Consider the following 16,361-nt stretch of genomic DNA (forward strand, 5'->3'; position numbering starts at 1 on the left):
AGTCGCTTAGGTTAAACAATCAAGTGAATCATTACACATTATTCAAGTTATTCCGCTGTGTGTCGTTCCCCATCTTCATTTGCTCAACAAATACTGAGCGGTTTCGCTCAGGAACGGATCCGGATCAGAGAGGTACTTTGGAGCAATCGCCTTGAAGCGCGCCGAATTTAGCGGAGCGGCGCAAGCAAGTGCGAGCGTCTGCAGCCACGGATCGGGGACTTCCAAGATGCGAAGCAGAGTCAATTCCACAGTTGAGGCATCAGTAATCGTACGTTTCACTACTGTCTCGGAGCGCCGCAACTCGGTCCATTGCTCGATAACCAGAAGGAGACGCCAGCGCAACTCGCCCTGCAGGTAGTTGTCGAGATATTCGATTGCGCTCGAACGGGAGCTTTCGCGACTGCCTACCACTCCCCAGTAAGCGCCGAGTATGTCCGCGGTTGGGTGAATCAAGCCCAGTAGCCGAAAGACAAGTTCAAGGGACAATGCGCAACGTTCCTTGATCGCTTTGATAATGCAGCGCATTTCACGATTGAGTTCTGAAGCCGCCAATTCATGCATAAACGCTTGATTGCGATCAAAGTCGGCAATTTCTGCATAGATGAGTTCCTGAACCGCCTTGGAGTCGATTCGGAGGTTGGGTACTGCGCGGTGGAGCTTGTTCAAGCCCTTTACAACGAAGAACCGCAATGAAGGCGGAGTCGAACGGACTGCTCGCAGGAGCGTCTGGACAGATTCGGGATCGCGAATTCGCCAGATTACGCCGGGGAGATTGCGACGAATTGAAGCATCAGTGGCAGAATCAAGCAAACGCTGTGAGAAAAGCGGTAACAGCGACTTTCCGTAAGCGGCGAGGGCATCTTTGGTGACAGCGCGAAAACGGTAGTCCTTGAGGCGTTGTATCAACGGTTCAAGAAAATCGGGATCGCGGCGTCTACCACAAGACAGGATGGCGGCTGATTCGACTACAGGCGACGTATCGGCAAGCAACTGCGCGAGAAAGACGCGATAGTGGTCGCCGGGGAGGATTCCAAGGAGCTTGGCAACTTCGACACGGCCAGTCTCAGCATCGGAGTCGGTGCGGACCAGAAAGACCTCAAGGCGATCCTCGTCGAGCAGTTCGCGGGCTTCGGCGAGTTGATGCTCAGCCAAGCAGGCGACTGCGGCGGTTTGCAGACGCGGGTCGGCGTGGTTGAGGTACTCTTCGAGAAGTTTGAGACCCTGGTTCCCTGCTTTGAGGTAAAGCAGATAAATGACTTCGGTACGGACGCCCAAGTCGTCATCCTGCAAGAGAGCTTCAACTTCAGACAACAGACTCATGATAATCCTGTAGGAATTCAACTGCTTTGCGGCGGACTTCGGGCGATTCGTGTTTGAGCAACGGGGTGACTTGCGTAATCAACTCTGATGATTTCGCTGATTTTAGCAGGTCCAATGCGTAGGCGACCTGACGCGCATTGGGACTTGAGAGCGAGGTGGTGAGCGAGTTGAGCGTTGCTGCATCATCGATGCGGAAGCGAACTTCGCTCAGATCAATGTCGCGCCGTTCCAATGCAAGGCGAAATGCATTGGCATATTCGCGACGGACATTCCAGGCAATGATTCCCCAGCCGACGACCATAATACCGACGATAAGCGCTAACTGACGCGATGATACGGTCAGCGCCAGTGTTAGGACAAGAAGCAAGATGCCGGCAAGGCCACGGAACCAGCGGTCAACGAAGATATCGATGAAGACCTTTGTTCGTTTCTTGACATCAAGCGGGATTGGAAGGAAGAGCAACTCGCGTCCAATCCTATCAATCGAGTATTCGAGCGACCCTTCGGCGCCTTTCAAGAAAATGGCACTGAGGAGCGCAGGCACTGCCATGACGGCGACGGAGCCGGTCAGGACTGCGAGAGGCATCATCAATAATGCCCCGCCGACGCCGAGCGCACGAAGGATTCGATAGGACAAGAGAAGTTGAATCGCGAGGGAGATTAAGCTCACGCGGCCATAGAAACGACCAAAGAATGCGGTCATGCCGTCTTTATCACCCGCATAGTAGCTGTAGCCGATGTCTTTGAAGATGAAGTCGATGAAAGTAGAGACCATCACGGCGATAGCAATAAGGGCGATGATTAGCCAAAGCAGGCGCGACTGCTTGACAGCGCGGTAAACTCCAACAAGAGCCAAGGCTGGTTCAGACTGCGGTGTCGCAGGAGCAGGATCAGTCTTGCCAAGGCCGCGCAGACGCCAGATGGAAGTCACCAAGATCATTGAAGCGACCAAAAGCGCGGCGCAAATAGCAAGGAGGTTCTCGGTTGGCATTCCGAGGTTCTGAATCAGAAAGTTGGTCAATTCGCCGCCGGTGACTGCGCCAATGATGCCGGCGCTGCCAAGCAAAGTGAAGATGCGTTTTGCCTGCGCGTGGTCGTAGACGGCATTGGCAAGGAGCCAGAATTGAGCAGTGACAAGAATTCCATAAAGACCGACCCAGATATAGAGCAAGTAGAAGATCCACTCGGCATCCTGACGAATCAGAAGGCGCAATCCAATCAGGCAAAAGAGCAAGACGACTGTGGTGGCGTTGATCAAGCTTACCAGCGATAAGCGGGCAGCGGCACGGGAATAGAGCGCAGTTACAGGAACGGCTGCGATTGCGGAGAGAATGAAAACGAACGGGAGCTGCTGCGGTGTTAGCTTTATCAGGAACAAGCTGTCGCGCGCCGGTTTGAGAAAATAGAAAGTCATAAGCAAGACATAGTAGTAGCTCAGCATGAGAGCGAGTACTGCCCATTCGCCTCGTCTGACGTCAATAACTTTTCGGAGAAGTGCTTTCATTTTGAAGATTCTGTGTCACAATCGGCGGCGACGGAATTGCGGTTAGATCTCACTTGGCGGCAGCCTTTGCCTCGCGCTCGAGTTGTTCTTCCAGATCGAGCGGGAGGATCACTGTAAACGTAGTTCCAACTCCGACCTCGCTTCGGACTTTGATTTCACCGCGATGATCTTGCATGATTTGATAGCAAATCGCCAATCCCAAGCCGGTGCCAACGCCGACGCCTTTGGTAGTGAAGCCGGGATCGAAAATTCGCGCCAGATTTTCAGGGGGAATTCCCGAGCCGGTGTCGGAAAATTCGATGTGGGCGCGGTTATCTTTGAGATATGTCGTAATCGTGATTTCGCCTTTGTCCTTGATCGACTGACGGGCATTGATCAGCAAATTCAAGAATACTTGATTGAGACGCCCGGGATAACATGAACAGAGAGGCAAGGTGCCGAAGTTCTTCTTGATGGTAATTGCGTGCTTGATTTCGTGATGAATCAAGGTAAGCGTGTCTTCGATACCCTCGTGAATATCCACGGTCTTGACTTCGGCTTCGTCGAGACGCGCGAAACTGCGGAGGCGACGGACAATGTTGACAACGCGCTCGGTGCCGGAAATGATAACGCGATTTGCTTCCTGAATGACTTTGAGAGTGTCCTGAATCTTACGGGTCTCTTCCCTGCCCTGTTCACAGGTTTGGTCAAACATGGCGGCCAGTTTCTCCATGGCGCGGACCAGCGTATTGTGCATGCTTGAGACGGCGCCGATAGGAGTGTTGATCTCGTGGGCGATACCGGCAACGAGCATTCCGAGAGAGGCCATTTTCTCGGATTGAATGAGTTGGCCTTGCGTAAGACGCAAATTGTCGTAGGCGGCAGCGAGTTCATCGAGTGTGCGTTTCCGTTCGGTACCTTCTTTGCGGAGTGCTGAATTGAGATTTGCCAATTCGGCGGTTCTCTCCTGAACGCGCAGTTCCAAGCTGTTCATGGGCCGTGCGTAGTTCTTCTTCGGCGCGCTTGCGATCAGTGACATCGCGGACAATCACGAGAATCTCGTCGTCGCCGCATCGTACAAGTCGGGATTCAAAGTCGCGCATTTCCCCGTTATGAGGCAGTTGATAAACGACAATGCTCATAGCGCCAGTCTTTAGGACACTTTTAATCTCGATGTCGAGGGACTTGGCAAGTTCGGAAGGCAATAACTCCCAAAATGTCTTGCCGATGACGTCGCTTGCCGCGATTGCCAATGGCGAATCCTTGGGGCACTTGTAGTCAAGATAACGACCTTCGCTGTTAAGGCGAAACATCAAGTCCGGCAGCGCGTCCAAGATGGCGCGATTTTGCGCTTCGCTTTCGCGCAGAGCGTGCTCGACCTGATGGCGGCGATGGGCTTCGAGCGCTAACGCGACGAAGTCGGCGATGGAAGCTGCGAATTGTTGTTCTTGTGTTACCCAATGGCGCTTTGGTCCGGTGTGCTCGAAGCAGAGAACGCCAATCATGCTGCCCGATTGCCACAAAGGTGCATCGAGCATCGAGGTGATGCCGTGCTCGGGAAAGTATGCCGAAGCAAATTCGCAGGTGCGCGAATCTACGGCAGCGTCATCGGCGGCGATGATTCTTTCGGTTTCGAGGGCTACAAAATAGCTGGGGAATTCACTTGATGCGATGAAGCCGCCGCGCGAATGCATTTTGGGAGTTCTCTGGAAGAGGTGAACGCACTGAATTCCTTTGCGCGAGGGGTCAAAAAGCCAGACGCCGACGCGTTCGACCTCAAGGGTCTCTGATGCAACTTCGGTAAGCTCTTGGACAGAGGCTTCGAAGTCGCTGCCATGGGGAATTTGACGGCGCGCCAAGCGCGAAAGTACGGAATTCTGCTTGGTGAGAAACCGCTCGTTTTGGCGCAGTTCTTCGTTGATTCGGGCTAACTCGTGAGTTCGTGCTGTGACCTTATGCTCTAAGGATTCGCTATAACGGACTATCTTGCGTTCGAGAATAGCGCGTTCGACTGCCTGGAAGATTGTCAGCTCGATATCGGCGATTTCGCATGGCTTGAGGATGAAATGGTAGGCACCGTGACGGATAGCCTCGGTCGCCTGATCGACCGAGCCGTGAGCTGTCAATATTAGTACCGGCATTTCGGGTCGGAGTTTGTGGACGGTATCAAGCAATTCAAGACCGCCGCAGTCCTTCATGTCCAGATCACACAGTATGACGCTGAAGGCTGACTTCGCGATCAAATCCAGGCCATGTTTGGCTGAGCGCGCAGTAGTGACCAGCAGGCCGCGACTTCGCAGTTTGCGGGCAATAGTCTGGCGCTGTTTGACATTTTCCTCTAAGTAGAAGACGCTGATTTTTTGTTTAGTCCGTCGTGCTTTCATAGTCAATGATAGTATACGATAGAATCGTAAAAATGGATAATAATCGAACTATAGTTGACCGGCAATGGTGAATGCAAGATGCTTTGCATTCTCTTGACCGCGACAACGCGAGTTATTATATTCGCGATTCCGCGTAGAGGAAGTTTCGATGATTATATACAAAATGGAGACTGATTGTTGCTAAGAAAATCCGCATACATGCTCATCGTGGCTCTATGTTTGTGCTGGAGCGCCGTATCGAACGGAGCCGAAACGGAGACAGATTCAACGGTCGCAAGTTTGCCGCAAGAACCGGGAACTTCAGTCGGTGAGGCGATTCTTGTAGTACCGGAGACAATTCTCAAAAGCCCGATTTATGCTATCAAGGGGCTGACCTGGGTCGCAGTAAATGGTATTTACCGCAACGCAACTCTGCACAAGTTGGCGGGGTACGCGTTTGCATTCCGTCCGGCAGGTGGCATCGTCCCGGTTGTTTCTTTTGGTTCCAATGCCGGGTGGCGATACGGTTTGAGCTACACTCGTCTCGGTATTTTGCAGGCATCCGATCGTGCACGCTGGGTAGCATCACATTCGACCAATAAGTATCGACGATTGGAGATGACTTATTTTTCGCCGGAAGCATTTTCGAGTTCGGTTGGTTTGCAGTTTGCGGCAGGCTACCGGAAGCGACCGCGCGAGAGCTTCTATGGGCTGGGAAACGACACCAAGGACACCGAGCGTTCGGCGTTTACTATGGAGCGCAGTCAAATCCGTGCGTCGGTTCCGTGGCAGGCTCTCACTAATGTTAAAGTAAGTGCCGAGGCAGGATTTACCGCTTACCGCGTGTTTGATGGACTTTCTCCAGATTGGCCGACGAGTTTGAGCGAGCTTCGAGAGATGTACGGAATGACCCACGCGGATTTTCGTTCGGCAGACATCATTGAAACCGGTTTGACTTTGGATCACGATTGGCGAGACAGCCAGGGACAACCCTCAAGGGGTGGACGCGAGATCTTGTCTTTGCAGTATTGTCGCGGTGTAGGTCGGTCGGACGATATTGACTTTGTCGTGTCTCGAGCAGAGATATCGCATTACCTGAATATTTATAACAAGCGCTTGCTTGCGATTAAGATCGCCGCGCAATCGGTTGATGCCGACGACAAAAAGACGCCGGTACTTCCCTTCTATTTGAAGAGCAATCTTGGCGGCCGGGATGATCTGCGCGGATTCCTGAACAATCGTCTGGTTGATAACGACATGACGATGGCGGTCATTGAATATCGATGGCCGATCTGGTCAATGATCGATGCGTTCGTTTTTGCGGAGGCTGGCAGGGTGTACTCGTCGATTTCGGAAGAATTCACATTGAAGAATTGGCATGAAGGTTATGGCACGGGGCTGCGGGTTTGGCGCGAGAATTCTGTAATACTGAGCCTTCAAGTAGCATTTAGTGACGAAGAGCGCAGAATCTATTTGGAACTGGGGGGCGAATGGTAAATCGGATTCTTGCAGTGATAGGACTCGTTGTCCTGAGCATAGCGGTAGTGTCGAGTTGCAGCAGTAATCATCTGCAATATAAGCCCGGACCCGTGCGGACAGATGACAATGATCGTCAAAATATACCTGAGCCGGGAGTTTCCGATCCGGTGCTGGCTTGGCAGTCTTTGGACCGCAGCGCCTGGCAACAAGGCGAAGAGCTTTTGGATATTGATCGTGATTTCCGAAAGTTGATCGGCAGACCAAAAGAGTCATTCAACATGAACAGGTTCGACGAGGTCCCGAACTCCAGTTGGTTTGTCAATCGAATCGGTCAAACGAATGTCAGTGTCGACGATATTCTCGGTGTGGGCGCCGGATTCGATGGACCTGATACGTCGGGTACCTGGACTGTGTTTCGGCATAAAGCTCAAGGCAAGATGCCGGGGTTGTGGATCAAAGACTCGCGGGGCGAAAGCTACATTATCAAATTTGACCCGGACACTAATCCGGAGATGCATACAGCGGCGACGGCCATGGGTTCACGCTTCTTCCATGTGTGCGGTTACAATGTCCCGGAAGAGACAATAGTTCATTGGCGAACGGAGATATTGCAACTCGAGCCGGGAATCAAGTTCATCGATGCTAACGGAAACCGGCGCGAATTGCAGAAGTCGGATTTGGATGAGATACTGGCGCAAGCATATAAATTACCGGATGGTCGAGTACGGTCCCTTGCTTCGAAGTTGCTGGGCGGCAAAATTGTCGGACCATTTAAGTATGACGGTAAGCGCAGTGACGATCCAAATGATTGGTGCAAGCATGAATACCGACGCGAACTGCGGGCGCTGTACGTGATAGCCTCATTCATCAATCACTACGATACCAAGGATCAGAACACACTTGATACCTACATCGAAGAAGATGGTCGCAAGTTCATAAAGCATCATTTGATCGATTTTGGTTCGACATTTGGGTCAAACGGAGACCGTCCTAAGGATGGAAAGATCGGTTATTGCAATACATTCGACCTTCGCGACGTGATGGTATCGTGGGCTACTCTGGGGTTGAAGAAATGGGGATGGGAGAATGCGAAGCCGTATCAGTACGCTTCGATAGGGTACTTCGAGTCGGAGATTTTTGAGCCGAATAAATGGAATCCGATTGTTCCGAATCCTGCGTTCGAGAATATGACGCCGCGCGATGCATACTGGGGAACCAAGATCGTAATGGCTTGGCGGGATGAACATATCCGTGCGCTGGTGGAAACGGGTGATTATTCTGATCAAGCTGCAAAAGAATATTTGATCAAGACGCTGATCGAACGACGCGACAAGATCGGGAGATATTGGTTTGGCAAGGTTGCACCGCTTGATAATTTTGTGTTCGCCGATGATGGCAATTCAATGTCGATCAAATTCCAAGATTTGGCCGTTAAGTATGGACTTGAGGTAGATTCCGACACGAAGTACATGTGGTCGGTGACCTATAACGGCAAGAAATTGGTTAATGACGTGAGCCAAACAGGGCTGTCGCTCGATTTTGGTACTGAACTTCGAAATACGTTGGCAGGTGCTTATCGAAGCGACAAAGCCGGAGACGACAAGAGTCACTTGTATGAAGTGAAGCTGCGGGTGCAACGCGGCGATGCTTCACGGAGCCAACCGGTGGCGTTGTGGTTGTGGTATCATTCCGAAGAGGCTCGATTTGAGCTGGTCGGGATTGAACATCTTTATTGAGATTCATATCTAATGAAGATTGCTTCTTCTTTTTCGATCGCGATATGTGTCGCATTCGCCATCCTCACAGCGCCTGAGACGCTCAGAGCAGAAGATCGAGGAACAAAGGAGTACCTTTCCGGTGAGAAGTTGCTTCTGATTGGAGCGGGTTCGACAGCTCCATTGATTCTGAACTACGCTGTTCGCCATATCGATTCAAATCAAGCTTCACTGTTACCGAGGCCGATTCTTGCCGATGATTGGTTTGCGAGGAAAATTGGCGGCGATTTCTATATTGGAAAGAAGAACTTTCTATCGGGTAAGAGCGGCTCTGCGATAACGGCAGGATTCTGCGGAGTAGCTTTACTCGCAGCTAATTTCACGTGGCCCGAAGGAAGATCCGGAAAGGACGCCGGTCAAGATTTCTTTCTGTTTCACAGCGGACTAATGGCAACAAAGGGCGTGACCGGGATTTTCAAGGGATTGGTGGCAAGACCGCGCCCATTCCTTTACTACTATCCTGATTCGGCGGTCCAACATGATGATAAGTTCAGCGACTCGCGGCGCTCATTTTTCTCTGGGCACGCTTCAAGCGCTTTCTATTCGTCGGCATACCTCAACAAGCGACTTCGGGAGATAATGCGCCAGAGATTGAGTGGCGACGACTATTCGAATTGGCGGTGGGCACCTCCGGCGATATTGTTCGGTTGGAGCGGATTTGTCGGGTTGTCGCGGATTCAAGCTTACGATCATTACTTCTCAGACGTCGTGGTCGGAGCTGTGGCCGGGTATCTCCTTGCCGAGTTGTTTTTCAGGTTTGGTGACAACTATAGTAGCAACGGCGGTTCAGCCGAGCGCATCTCCCCTATTTTCCATTTGAGTTTTAGCTTCTGATTGCCAAGATTGCATTCTAATTGGTTTCGACAACCGGAACCGGCAAGGATGGTGATCAATCAGAAGGATTAAACAGAGTCTCGCTCGACCTCAGCGGCTGGCGCTGGCGATTTTCTTGGCCATTGCTGTCGTCTGTCTCGGGCAGATCATTTGGTGGATCTACTTCCAGGTAACCATTTCAGAAGAGCAATTGGAGTTTCACGCCCAGCAATCGCACGCATCGGCGGAGCTTGCGGCGTTCTTCCTAAATCGGAATTATGAACGATTGTCAATGGAAGCGGAGTCGTTCGTTAGTGTCGACAACATCAGGCACCTAACAGCGGCGCTTGACTTGTTGGCGAGTGATCCGGCAGTTAAGGGGTATCAGCTGTTTGACCGCAGTGGTCTGTTAGTAGCCTCGCAAGGCGAGCATGATTCAACGTTTTATCTTCCGGTAATGTCGGTCAACAGTGCGGTGATCTACCTGGATATTGCATACCCGGGCAAATTGACGGAAGAATTGAGCAAGGACCTAAGGTATTCGGGCTCGGAGAAGGTTGGCCGTTATCAGAAGCCGTGGTTCGACTCGGCGATGTTTGCGGTACGGGAAGAAGTAACGGAAAGCGTCGAGTACAAGGCGGGTCGGCGGGTGTTGATGTTTACGATGGAAGGATCATTCTTCGTCTTGTTGACTCTGCTTGGGGCATACATCATTTATAGAACGTTGAAGCAATCGGAAGAGCTTAAGCATCGGCAAGAGAACTTCATCCAGGCAGTGACGCACGAACTGAAGATACCGGTGGCATCGATAAAGCTGTATTTGGAGACGATGGCTACGGGAAAGTTCGACCAGGAGAAGGTCAAGGGCTTCATTCCGAGGATGATCGACGACTGCAATCGCCTTGAGGGGCTGGTGGATAATGTACTTGAAGCGGGCAGATTCTCGCGACGAGGGCATCAAGCGAAGTTGGTAGAATCGAATCTATCGAACGATTTGGTCGAGTATATAGAGGAGATGCGCCCGATGATTGAGCGATATAAGATGAAGCTGACAACGGAGATTGAACCGGAATTGATGGTGAAGTCAGATTACCACGCCATGCGGCGAGTGGTGACGGCACTAATTGACAATGCGATTAAGTATTCGCCAGAGAATCGCCGCGAAATGACGATTACTGCGCGTAAGATATCTAACCGCCGCTGCGAGATAGTGTTTGCAGATCAGGGAGTCGGAGTAGAGAAGCCGGAACAAAGCAAAGTTTTTGAGCGGTTTTATCGCACCGGCGAAGAAAACACGCGCTCCGTTAAGGGGACGGGCATTGGACTATTCCTTGTTAAGCAAATCGTTACTGAACATCGCGGCAAGGTGGAATTGAAGTCGGAAGGACCAAACAAAGGCAGTCAGTTCATAATCGAGCTGCCGTTAGCGAGCGAAGCATGAAGAAGATACTTGTAGTTGAAGATGAAGAGCATATCGCCGAAGGATTGCAACTCAATCTTGAAGCCGAAGGACATGAGGTTGTAGTCGCCGGCGACGGATTCGTGGCGTTGGATGCCTACCACAAGGGGCAATTTGACCTGCTGATACTTGATATAATGATTCCGGGCAAAGATGGGCTTACGGTTTGCAAGGAGATCAGGCAGGAAGGCGGCCGAATCCCCATTCTCTTCTTGACGGCACGCGACCGGCAGTCGGATCGGGTTGAAGGATTTCTTTCCGGCGGAGATGATTATCTGACGAAGCCGTTCAATCTTCAGGAACTACTACTAAGAGTGGCGGCGATATTCCGCCGTCAAGTTTGGTATGGCACTGTCGAGATTGAGCGATCACGATATGAGTTCGACAACAACTGGATCGATTTCAAGACCTATCATGCCATGGGTCCGGGTGGTGATACTGAGCTATCGCAAAAAGAGTGCATGACGATGAAGTTTCTGATCGAACATCAGAACGAAGTCGTGACCCGAGACATGATTCTGGACGCCGTCTGGGGATATCACGCATTTCCTTCCTCGCGGACGATTGATAACTTCATTCTGAGGCTGCGCAAGATATTCGAGCCTGATCCGGCGAACCCGAGGTACATTCATACAATGAGGGGTGCCGGGTACAAGTTCACGCCGAGCGGTGTTCCGGAATCTTAAGATTCCCAGATAGAATACTCGCTTTATCAGCTAAGTTGAATCACAAGCGCTTGCGGTCTGTTCAAAATTGGGGCGTTCGGAAGGTTAGATAATCCACCTAAGTTAGTAACTGCTATGCGTTTGCCTGACGATATGTCAAGTATGCAGGTCAGATCAGGCATCGCGCTGGGGACACTCCTTCTGCTATTGGGGCTGATGTACTTTGGCAGGTTCCTTCCAGAAGGAAGTGCGGGCCTTGAAAGCGAGCATCCACACACCAAGGTAGAATGTCAGACTTGCCACACGTTCGGATCAAAGGCTGACACAAGTGGTAGTTTGTTAACTGACAATCAGAATTGTCAAAGTTGTCATTTTTCCACTTTAGATTCGCACTCACCTTTTCACAGCAGCTCAACCACACGACAATGTGCGGACTGTCACTCGTTTCATAAGCCCGAGTTTGTCTTTGTTGCCGGCGACACTATGACACTTGAGTTTGCCGGCAAGGCTGGTGCGCTGTGCGCTGACTGCCACAAGGAAGACGGTCTGATGCCTGAGGTATCTGCAGGTCATCGGGAAGCAGCACGGCTGATTCATTCGCAACAGTCGCTGGCAATGGCAGAAACGCCATCCGAGTACTGTCTCGCCTGCCACAGCAATGAGAGCGGTGGCAATAATGCAAATGAGAACGTGAAGCCAGCACCCCGATTCCACTTAAGTGCGAGTCACGTATTCGGGCAGAGAGTGATAGCCGGATCGCAACAGTTCGGTTCTGCATTTCGAATACCGGACGAACTTCCATCGCATTTAGTTTTGATCGATGGCAAAATCGAGTGCCAGACCTGTCATTCGATGATTTCTGATGAAGTTTATCAGCTAAGTCAGACAATCGAGGATGGATTGTGCGGTGGCTGCCATCAACGCATTGGCGGCGAAAGAATGGCACTGGAGTTCTCCTCTAAACTATGATCTTTGATATAGTTGCATTGCCTTAGTCCTCACTAACTTCAATTCGATAACGCACTAATTCCCTATCCATTAAATCGACAGACTTCCGATATCTGACATCTTGTATCATCTACTCCATTAAAAAAGATACAAAAAGGTCGCATTTTCCGCTTGCTTTTTCTGACTATTCTGTCTATTATTGCCCCAAGTAGGTTTTGCTGAGGTTTTGAGGTAACTGAATTGTACAGTTTCTTCCGACATACTGAATACTTTTTTAGTCATCTTTGTGAAAATAATCACATAGAAAACTCCTATTTACTTTGCGTTGGCGCTGAGTCTCACTGGATTCAGCCTGTACGAGTTTCCCGTAAATCGTTTTGTGAATTAATTCACATATAGTCCTGTTACATAAGGTTAGTCATGCTTGTGGAAGTTGACATGTTGAATCGCAAGAATCAGATAAGCTCTGAGACTCGGACTATAATGACCGCGCTTAGCCTTGTTGTCGTTTTTTCCATTTTGATTCTGACCGCTTCAGTTATGGCGCAAAGCGAGCTTTCCGTCCCAGCCGAGTTTGTACGGGAGCTGGATCCTCCGGGCACCAGCAATTCCCTGCTCCGCCCAGAGCAGGTTTATATCGACAAGAAATTCAGCGAAGTCTATGTGACCGATACCGGCAACAATCGGATTGCAGTGTTTGACACTTCGGGAGTATTCAAGTTCGACTTTTCGGGGCGCGAGGAGTTTGGCAGCCCGACGGATATCGTCGTAAGCTCGACGGGATACATTTTTGTCGTCGGCACCAGTGTGCGCAACGGACGGTCGGTGTTTAAGTTTGATTATGACGGAAGCTACATGGGACGGCTTGAAGTGACTTCCCTGCCAGATTCCGTTCGGCTCGACATAATCCGCATTTCAATAGATGATTCAGACAACCTTTACCTGCTGATGGGATCGAACAATCTCGTCGTTAAGGTTGACGGTCAAGGGCAGTATCTGGGCGAATTCAGCATTTTGGGGGATCTGACGGAAAAGGAACGCCGGGAGATCATACTGGGATCGCCGCGGATTGATGCAGACTTTTTCTATCTACCGGTTCCGCTCTTGAGCAATGTGTACGTGTACAGCCTTTCAGGCAACTTTGTTCGGACAATTGGCAATCAAGGCAACAAAGTAGGCGAGTTGAATTTCCCCACGGCGGTCGATGTTATTGATCATTCAATCGTTGTGATTCTCGATAAGCATCGTTTCAACGTAGTTTGCTTCACGACGGAAGGCAGCTTCCTCGGCGAATTCGGCGGGATGGGATACAGTCTGGGGTGGTTTTACCATCCACAGTACTTGGCGACGGATAAACTTGGCAAGATCTACATCAGCCAAGGCTATTTGAGCCGAGTCCAGGTGTGTGGGTTGCCGCAATTCATCGCGGAAAAAGTGAAATCTTCCGTGAGTTTGCCAACATCATCACAAGTTCAGCCTTTGCTGCTTGAAGCAACTAAAGAGGAGGTGAGTCTGGAAATCCAAAATTCTTTGATGTATTCACGCTCGTTTAGTTTTTGAGTTTTTATTCGGAGGTTTTACATGCGTAAGCTTATGTTACTTGTTGTGTCGTTCGCGTTTTTGACGCTGTTTTCCGGCGCAGCATTCGCATTTCATGATGGCGGCGTAGCCTATTGCGGCGGTTGCCACACGATGCACAATAGCGTTGACGGTGCGTTGGTTGATCCAGCCCATCCAAACGGCAATCCGTACCTGCTGAAAAAGCATCAGCAACGGATATGTGCCTCTCCTGCCATGCCACCGGCCTTGGCGCGGTGTGGGGTAACGACCCGTTGGTTCCGCCGGCACTTGCTGGCGCTGGTAACTTTGTATTCCTTATGGAAGACAATATTAACGACGGTCGTAACGGCAATCTTCCTGCCAATTTCATTCCCGGCAGAGCAGCCGGTCATACGGTCAATGCCCCGTCGAAAGGCGTCGGCCCGGACGGAACGCTTATCACCTCTCCTGGTGGTGCTTTCCCGGCCAACAGACTTGAATGTTCGTCCTGCCACGACCCGCATGGCAATCAGAACTTCAGACTGCTCTACGGCGTAGGAATGGTCCAGGACGGCGCTGCGTTGTTCCTGAATCCGGCTCCGATTGCCGAAGGTATTGATGTTCATGCTGTTGGCGCTGGCGAAACGAACGCCAACCACACCGCTTATAAGAGCGGCATGGGTGCCTGGTGCTGGAACTGTCATGGTGATTTCCATAACAACAACACCAAGCTGATCCACAAATCCGGCGTGACCCTTGGCGCATCAATCGCCAACGCGTACAATGCGTACATGGGCACTGACAACCCGAACGGTGGAACCCAAGCGACAGCCTATTTGGCTGCTGTTCCGTTCGAAGATCCGTCTGCTACCGTGACTTCAACTAACGGCCCGACGGCTGCTAGCCAAGTTAGCTGTATCTCCTGCCACAGAGCCCATGCGACTTCAGCTCAAAATGCCGGTCGTTGGGACTTCACACAGCAGTTTGTTGAAAACGACGGTTTGGTTTCCGGTTCGTACAAGATCCCGAATCCGTACGGTGTCAATCAGCGCTCGCTGTGCAACAAGTGTCATGTGAAGGACGCAGGCGACGCCCCGCGCCCGTAATTAGAATGACGGTCATATTCAGTGACCTTTGAGCCCAATAGGGCAAAACCAAAACGCCCGGCCCTCATGGTCGGGCGTTTTTTGAGAAAGCAGGATGCGGAGATGAGAAAGAAAGGCATCAAAATGAGTGGAATGGTCGCATGGTTGACCGCCTCAATCATCTTGATGACTCTTGCATCGACTCCGCTCATTGCAAGGATTTCCAACAACGTTACGGCAGAAATGCGTCTCGGCTACAGTCTTGCAGAACAGGACAGCGCATCTCAAGAAAATGTTGACCAAGAATATGTAGTGAGTTGGCAGAAGCGGATTCTGCGCGAACTATCATCGACGGCTTCGTTGCGATATTTTAATTTCGGCGGTAACGAGACAGCAGGCGCAAATTCATGGCGCAGCGAATTGCAGCCCTCCGGTGAGCTGCATTGGAATGGGCGCGGACTGAGCGCATCCTTGCAGGGCATTCGCCGCGATTCCCGAAGTAACGATCAATCCTCGCACCTAATCAGTGAGAGCGCCGGATTTTCGGTTACATCACAAATGGTCGGATATCCCTGGATCAGAGCCCGAGCACAACAAGACCTCCTTTACAACAAAGCTAATCTTGCGGACCGCGACACTCGCGACCGCTCTCTCGGAGTCGGTGTCGGGTATTCCAACAAGTCAACCTCGGTAAACTACAACTACTCATACCGCACCACGCTTGATCGCGCCCAGCAGGTTGAACAGAGCAACAATGCACACGACATACGATTTGATCACACGCGTCTGTTTTATGACGGCAAGATTCGATCGACAGTCAGTTACGGCCTGACATACAGAAATGACAGCGACAGGAGTTTGGCATTTGATCCGTTTCCGCGCCCGATACCGTCGTATTTCGGCCTTTACAGCAATGACGCCACACCTGAGGTCGGATCACTGGATACAGTGAACACTCTGATTGACGGCAACCTTGCATCGCCGGCAGATCCGTTGATCGATATCGGCGACAATAATGTGAATCAGAATATCGGAAGCGACCTTGGGTATCTTCGCGAGGTTGATATCCTATATGTCTATACAGACAGGCCTTCGGGCAATAATGTTCGCTGGGACGTTTATCGGTCTGACGATAACACAATCTGGGAACCAATTGCAGGCGCAACTTCGACATATAGTCCGGGGTTCAGCCGCTATGAGATCAGTTTTCAGCAGACAAAAGCCCGTTATGTCAAGGTGCTCAACAAGGGACTAAACGAGAATGATACGGTCTATGTCACCGAATTTGCAGCGATGATGCGAGTATCAGCTGCGGGAACGACGAGCAGAAATCAGACAGTTCACACGGCCAATCTGACCAACAATATAACACGGCATTGGATTGCGAACGCCTAGTAGTCTCGCTACGCCGAGACGCCGGCGGATCGTCGAG

The 16,361-nt window shown here is 51.0% G+C and carries 14 protein-coding genes; 9 read left to right on the forward strand and 5 right to left on the reverse strand.

The genetic code is table 11. The annotated features are described in order from the left end of the window. Positions 1–75: 75 nt before the first annotated feature. The 4 genes from IPH59_17050 to IPH59_17065 are packed head-to-tail and all read right to left on the reverse strand — an operon-like array spanning position 76 to position 5,187. The gene (locus IPH59_17050) at positions 76–1,320 is read right to left on the reverse strand and encodes a HEAT repeat domain-containing protein (GenBank protein MBK7093394.1); all 1,245 of its coding nucleotides are present in this window, start codon (positions 1,318–1,320) and stop codon (positions 76–78) included. Continuing rightward, positions 1,304–2,824, reverse strand: coding sequence for a hypothetical protein (locus IPH59_17055; GenBank protein ID MBK7093395.1), 1,521 nt, complete (start codon positions 2,822–2,824; stop codon positions 1,304–1,306). The genes IPH59_17050 and IPH59_17055 overlap by 17 nt, the downstream gene beginning before the upstream one ends. Before the next feature lie 49 nt (positions 2,825–2,873). Then, entirely contained in the window at positions 2,874–3,755 is an 882-nt protein-coding gene (locus IPH59_17060) for a hypothetical protein (GenBank protein ID MBK7093396.1), read from the reverse strand. Continuing rightward, positions 3,694–5,187 carry a response regulator gene (locus IPH59_17065; GenBank protein ID MBK7093397.1) on the reverse strand — a complete coding sequence of 498 codons (1,494 nt, stop codon included), beginning with the start codon at positions 5,185–5,187 and terminating at the stop codon, positions 3,694–3,696. Before IPH59_17065 ends, IPH59_17060 begins: the two co-directional genes overlap by 62 nt. 177 nt (positions 5,188–5,364) lie before the next feature. Between IPH59_17065 and IPH59_17070 the strand changes: the two genes are divergently transcribed. From IPH59_17070 to IPH59_17100, 7 genes are all read left to right on the forward strand, one after another. Beyond that, positions 5,365–6,663 (forward strand): BamA/TamA family outer membrane protein, encoded by a 1,299-nt coding sequence (locus tag IPH59_17070; GenBank protein MBK7093398.1) that lies wholly within the window; start codon positions 5,365–5,367, stop codon positions 6,661–6,663. After that, positions 6,657–8,381 (forward strand): hypothetical protein, encoded by a 1,725-nt coding sequence (locus tag IPH59_17075; protein ID MBK7093399.1) that lies wholly within the window; start codon positions 6,657–6,659, stop codon positions 8,379–8,381. The genes IPH59_17070 and IPH59_17075 overlap by 7 nt, the downstream gene beginning before the upstream one ends. Positions 8,382–8,393: 12 nt before the next feature. Beyond that, entirely contained in the window at positions 8,394–9,254 is an 861-nt protein-coding gene (locus tag IPH59_17080) for a phosphatase PAP2 family protein (protein MBK7093400.1), read from the forward strand. Positions 9,255–9,369: 115 nt separating this feature from the next. After that, positions 9,370–10,674, forward strand: coding sequence for a HAMP domain-containing histidine kinase (locus IPH59_17085; protein ID MBK7093401.1), 1,305 nt, complete (start codon positions 9,370–9,372; stop codon positions 10,672–10,674). Then, a complete protein-coding gene (locus IPH59_17090) occupies positions 10,671–11,378 on the forward strand; it encodes a response regulator transcription factor (protein MBK7093402.1) in 708 nt (235 codons plus the stop codon). Before IPH59_17085 ends, IPH59_17090 begins: the two co-directional genes overlap by 4 nt. 462 nt (positions 11,379–11,840) lie before the next feature. Further along, entirely contained in the window at positions 11,841–12,326 is a 486-nt protein-coding gene (locus IPH59_17095; GenBank protein MBK7093403.1) for a hypothetical protein, read from the forward strand. Positions 12,327–12,743: 417 nt separating this feature from the next. Next, positions 12,744–13,865, forward strand: coding sequence for an NHL repeat-containing protein (locus tag IPH59_17100; protein ID MBK7093404.1), 1,122 nt, complete (start codon positions 12,744–12,746; stop codon positions 13,863–13,865). Positions 13,866–13,901: 36 nt separating this feature from the next. Here the strand turns inward: IPH59_17100 and IPH59_17105 are convergent, their stop codons facing one another. Further along, positions 13,902–14,078 carry a hypothetical protein gene (locus IPH59_17105; protein ID MBK7093405.1) on the reverse strand — a complete coding sequence of 59 codons (177 nt, stop codon included), beginning with the start codon at positions 14,076–14,078 and terminating at the stop codon, positions 13,902–13,904. Between the two features lie 5 nt (positions 14,079–14,083). Between IPH59_17105 and IPH59_17110 the strand changes: the two genes are divergently transcribed. Then, on the forward strand, positions 14,084–14,950 hold the full coding sequence (locus IPH59_17110; protein ID MBK7093406.1) for a hypothetical protein: 867 nt from the start codon (positions 14,084–14,086) through the stop codon (positions 14,948–14,950). Between the two features lie 102 nt (positions 14,951–15,052). Beyond that, complete coding sequence (locus IPH59_17115; protein ID MBK7093407.1) at positions 15,053–16,324, forward strand: hypothetical protein; 1,272 nt, start codon at positions 15,053–15,055, stop codon at positions 16,322–16,324. The last annotated feature ends 37 nt before the right edge of the window (positions 16,325–16,361 follow it).

It is taken from the genome of bacterium (genome assembly GCA_016708315.1).
Lineage (GTDB): Bacteria > Zixibacteria > MSB-5A5 > CAIYYT01 > CAIYYT01 > JADJGC01.

Coding starts and splice junctions, on each gene's coding strand:
- IPH59_17050 (MBK7093394.1), bottom strand. CDS start 1,320: ATGAGTCTGTTGTCTGAAGTTGAAGCTCTCTTGCAGGATGACGACTTG.
- IPH59_17055 (MBK7093395.1), bottom strand. CDS start 2,824: ATGAAAGCACTTCTCCGAAAAGTTATTGACGTCAGACGAGGCGAATGG.
- IPH59_17065 (MBK7093397.1), bottom strand. CDS start 5,187: ATGAAAGCACGACGGACTAAACAAAAAATCAGCGTCTTCTACTTAGAG.
- IPH59_17075 (MBK7093399.1), top strand. CDS start 6,657: ATGGTAAATCGGATTCTTGCAGTGATAGGACTCGTTGTCCTGAGCATA.
- IPH59_17080 (MBK7093400.1), top strand. CDS start 8,394: ATGAAGATTGCTTCTTCTTTTTCGATCGCGATATGTGTCGCATTCGCC.
- IPH59_17090 (MBK7093402.1), top strand. CDS start 10,671: ATGAAGAAGATACTTGTAGTTGAAGATGAAGAGCATATCGCCGAAGGA.
- IPH59_17095 (MBK7093403.1), top strand. CDS start 11,841: ATGACACTTGAGTTTGCCGGCAAGGCTGGTGCGCTGTGCGCTGACTGC.
- IPH59_17100 (MBK7093404.1), top strand. CDS start 12,744: ATGTTGAATCGCAAGAATCAGATAAGCTCTGAGACTCGGACTATAATG.
- IPH59_17110 (MBK7093406.1), top strand. CDS start 14,084: ATGTGCCTCTCCTGCCATGCCACCGGCCTTGGCGCGGTGTGGGGTAAC.
- IPH59_17115 (MBK7093407.1), top strand. CDS start 15,053: ATGAGAAAGAAAGGCATCAAAATGAGTGGAATGGTCGCATGGTTGACC.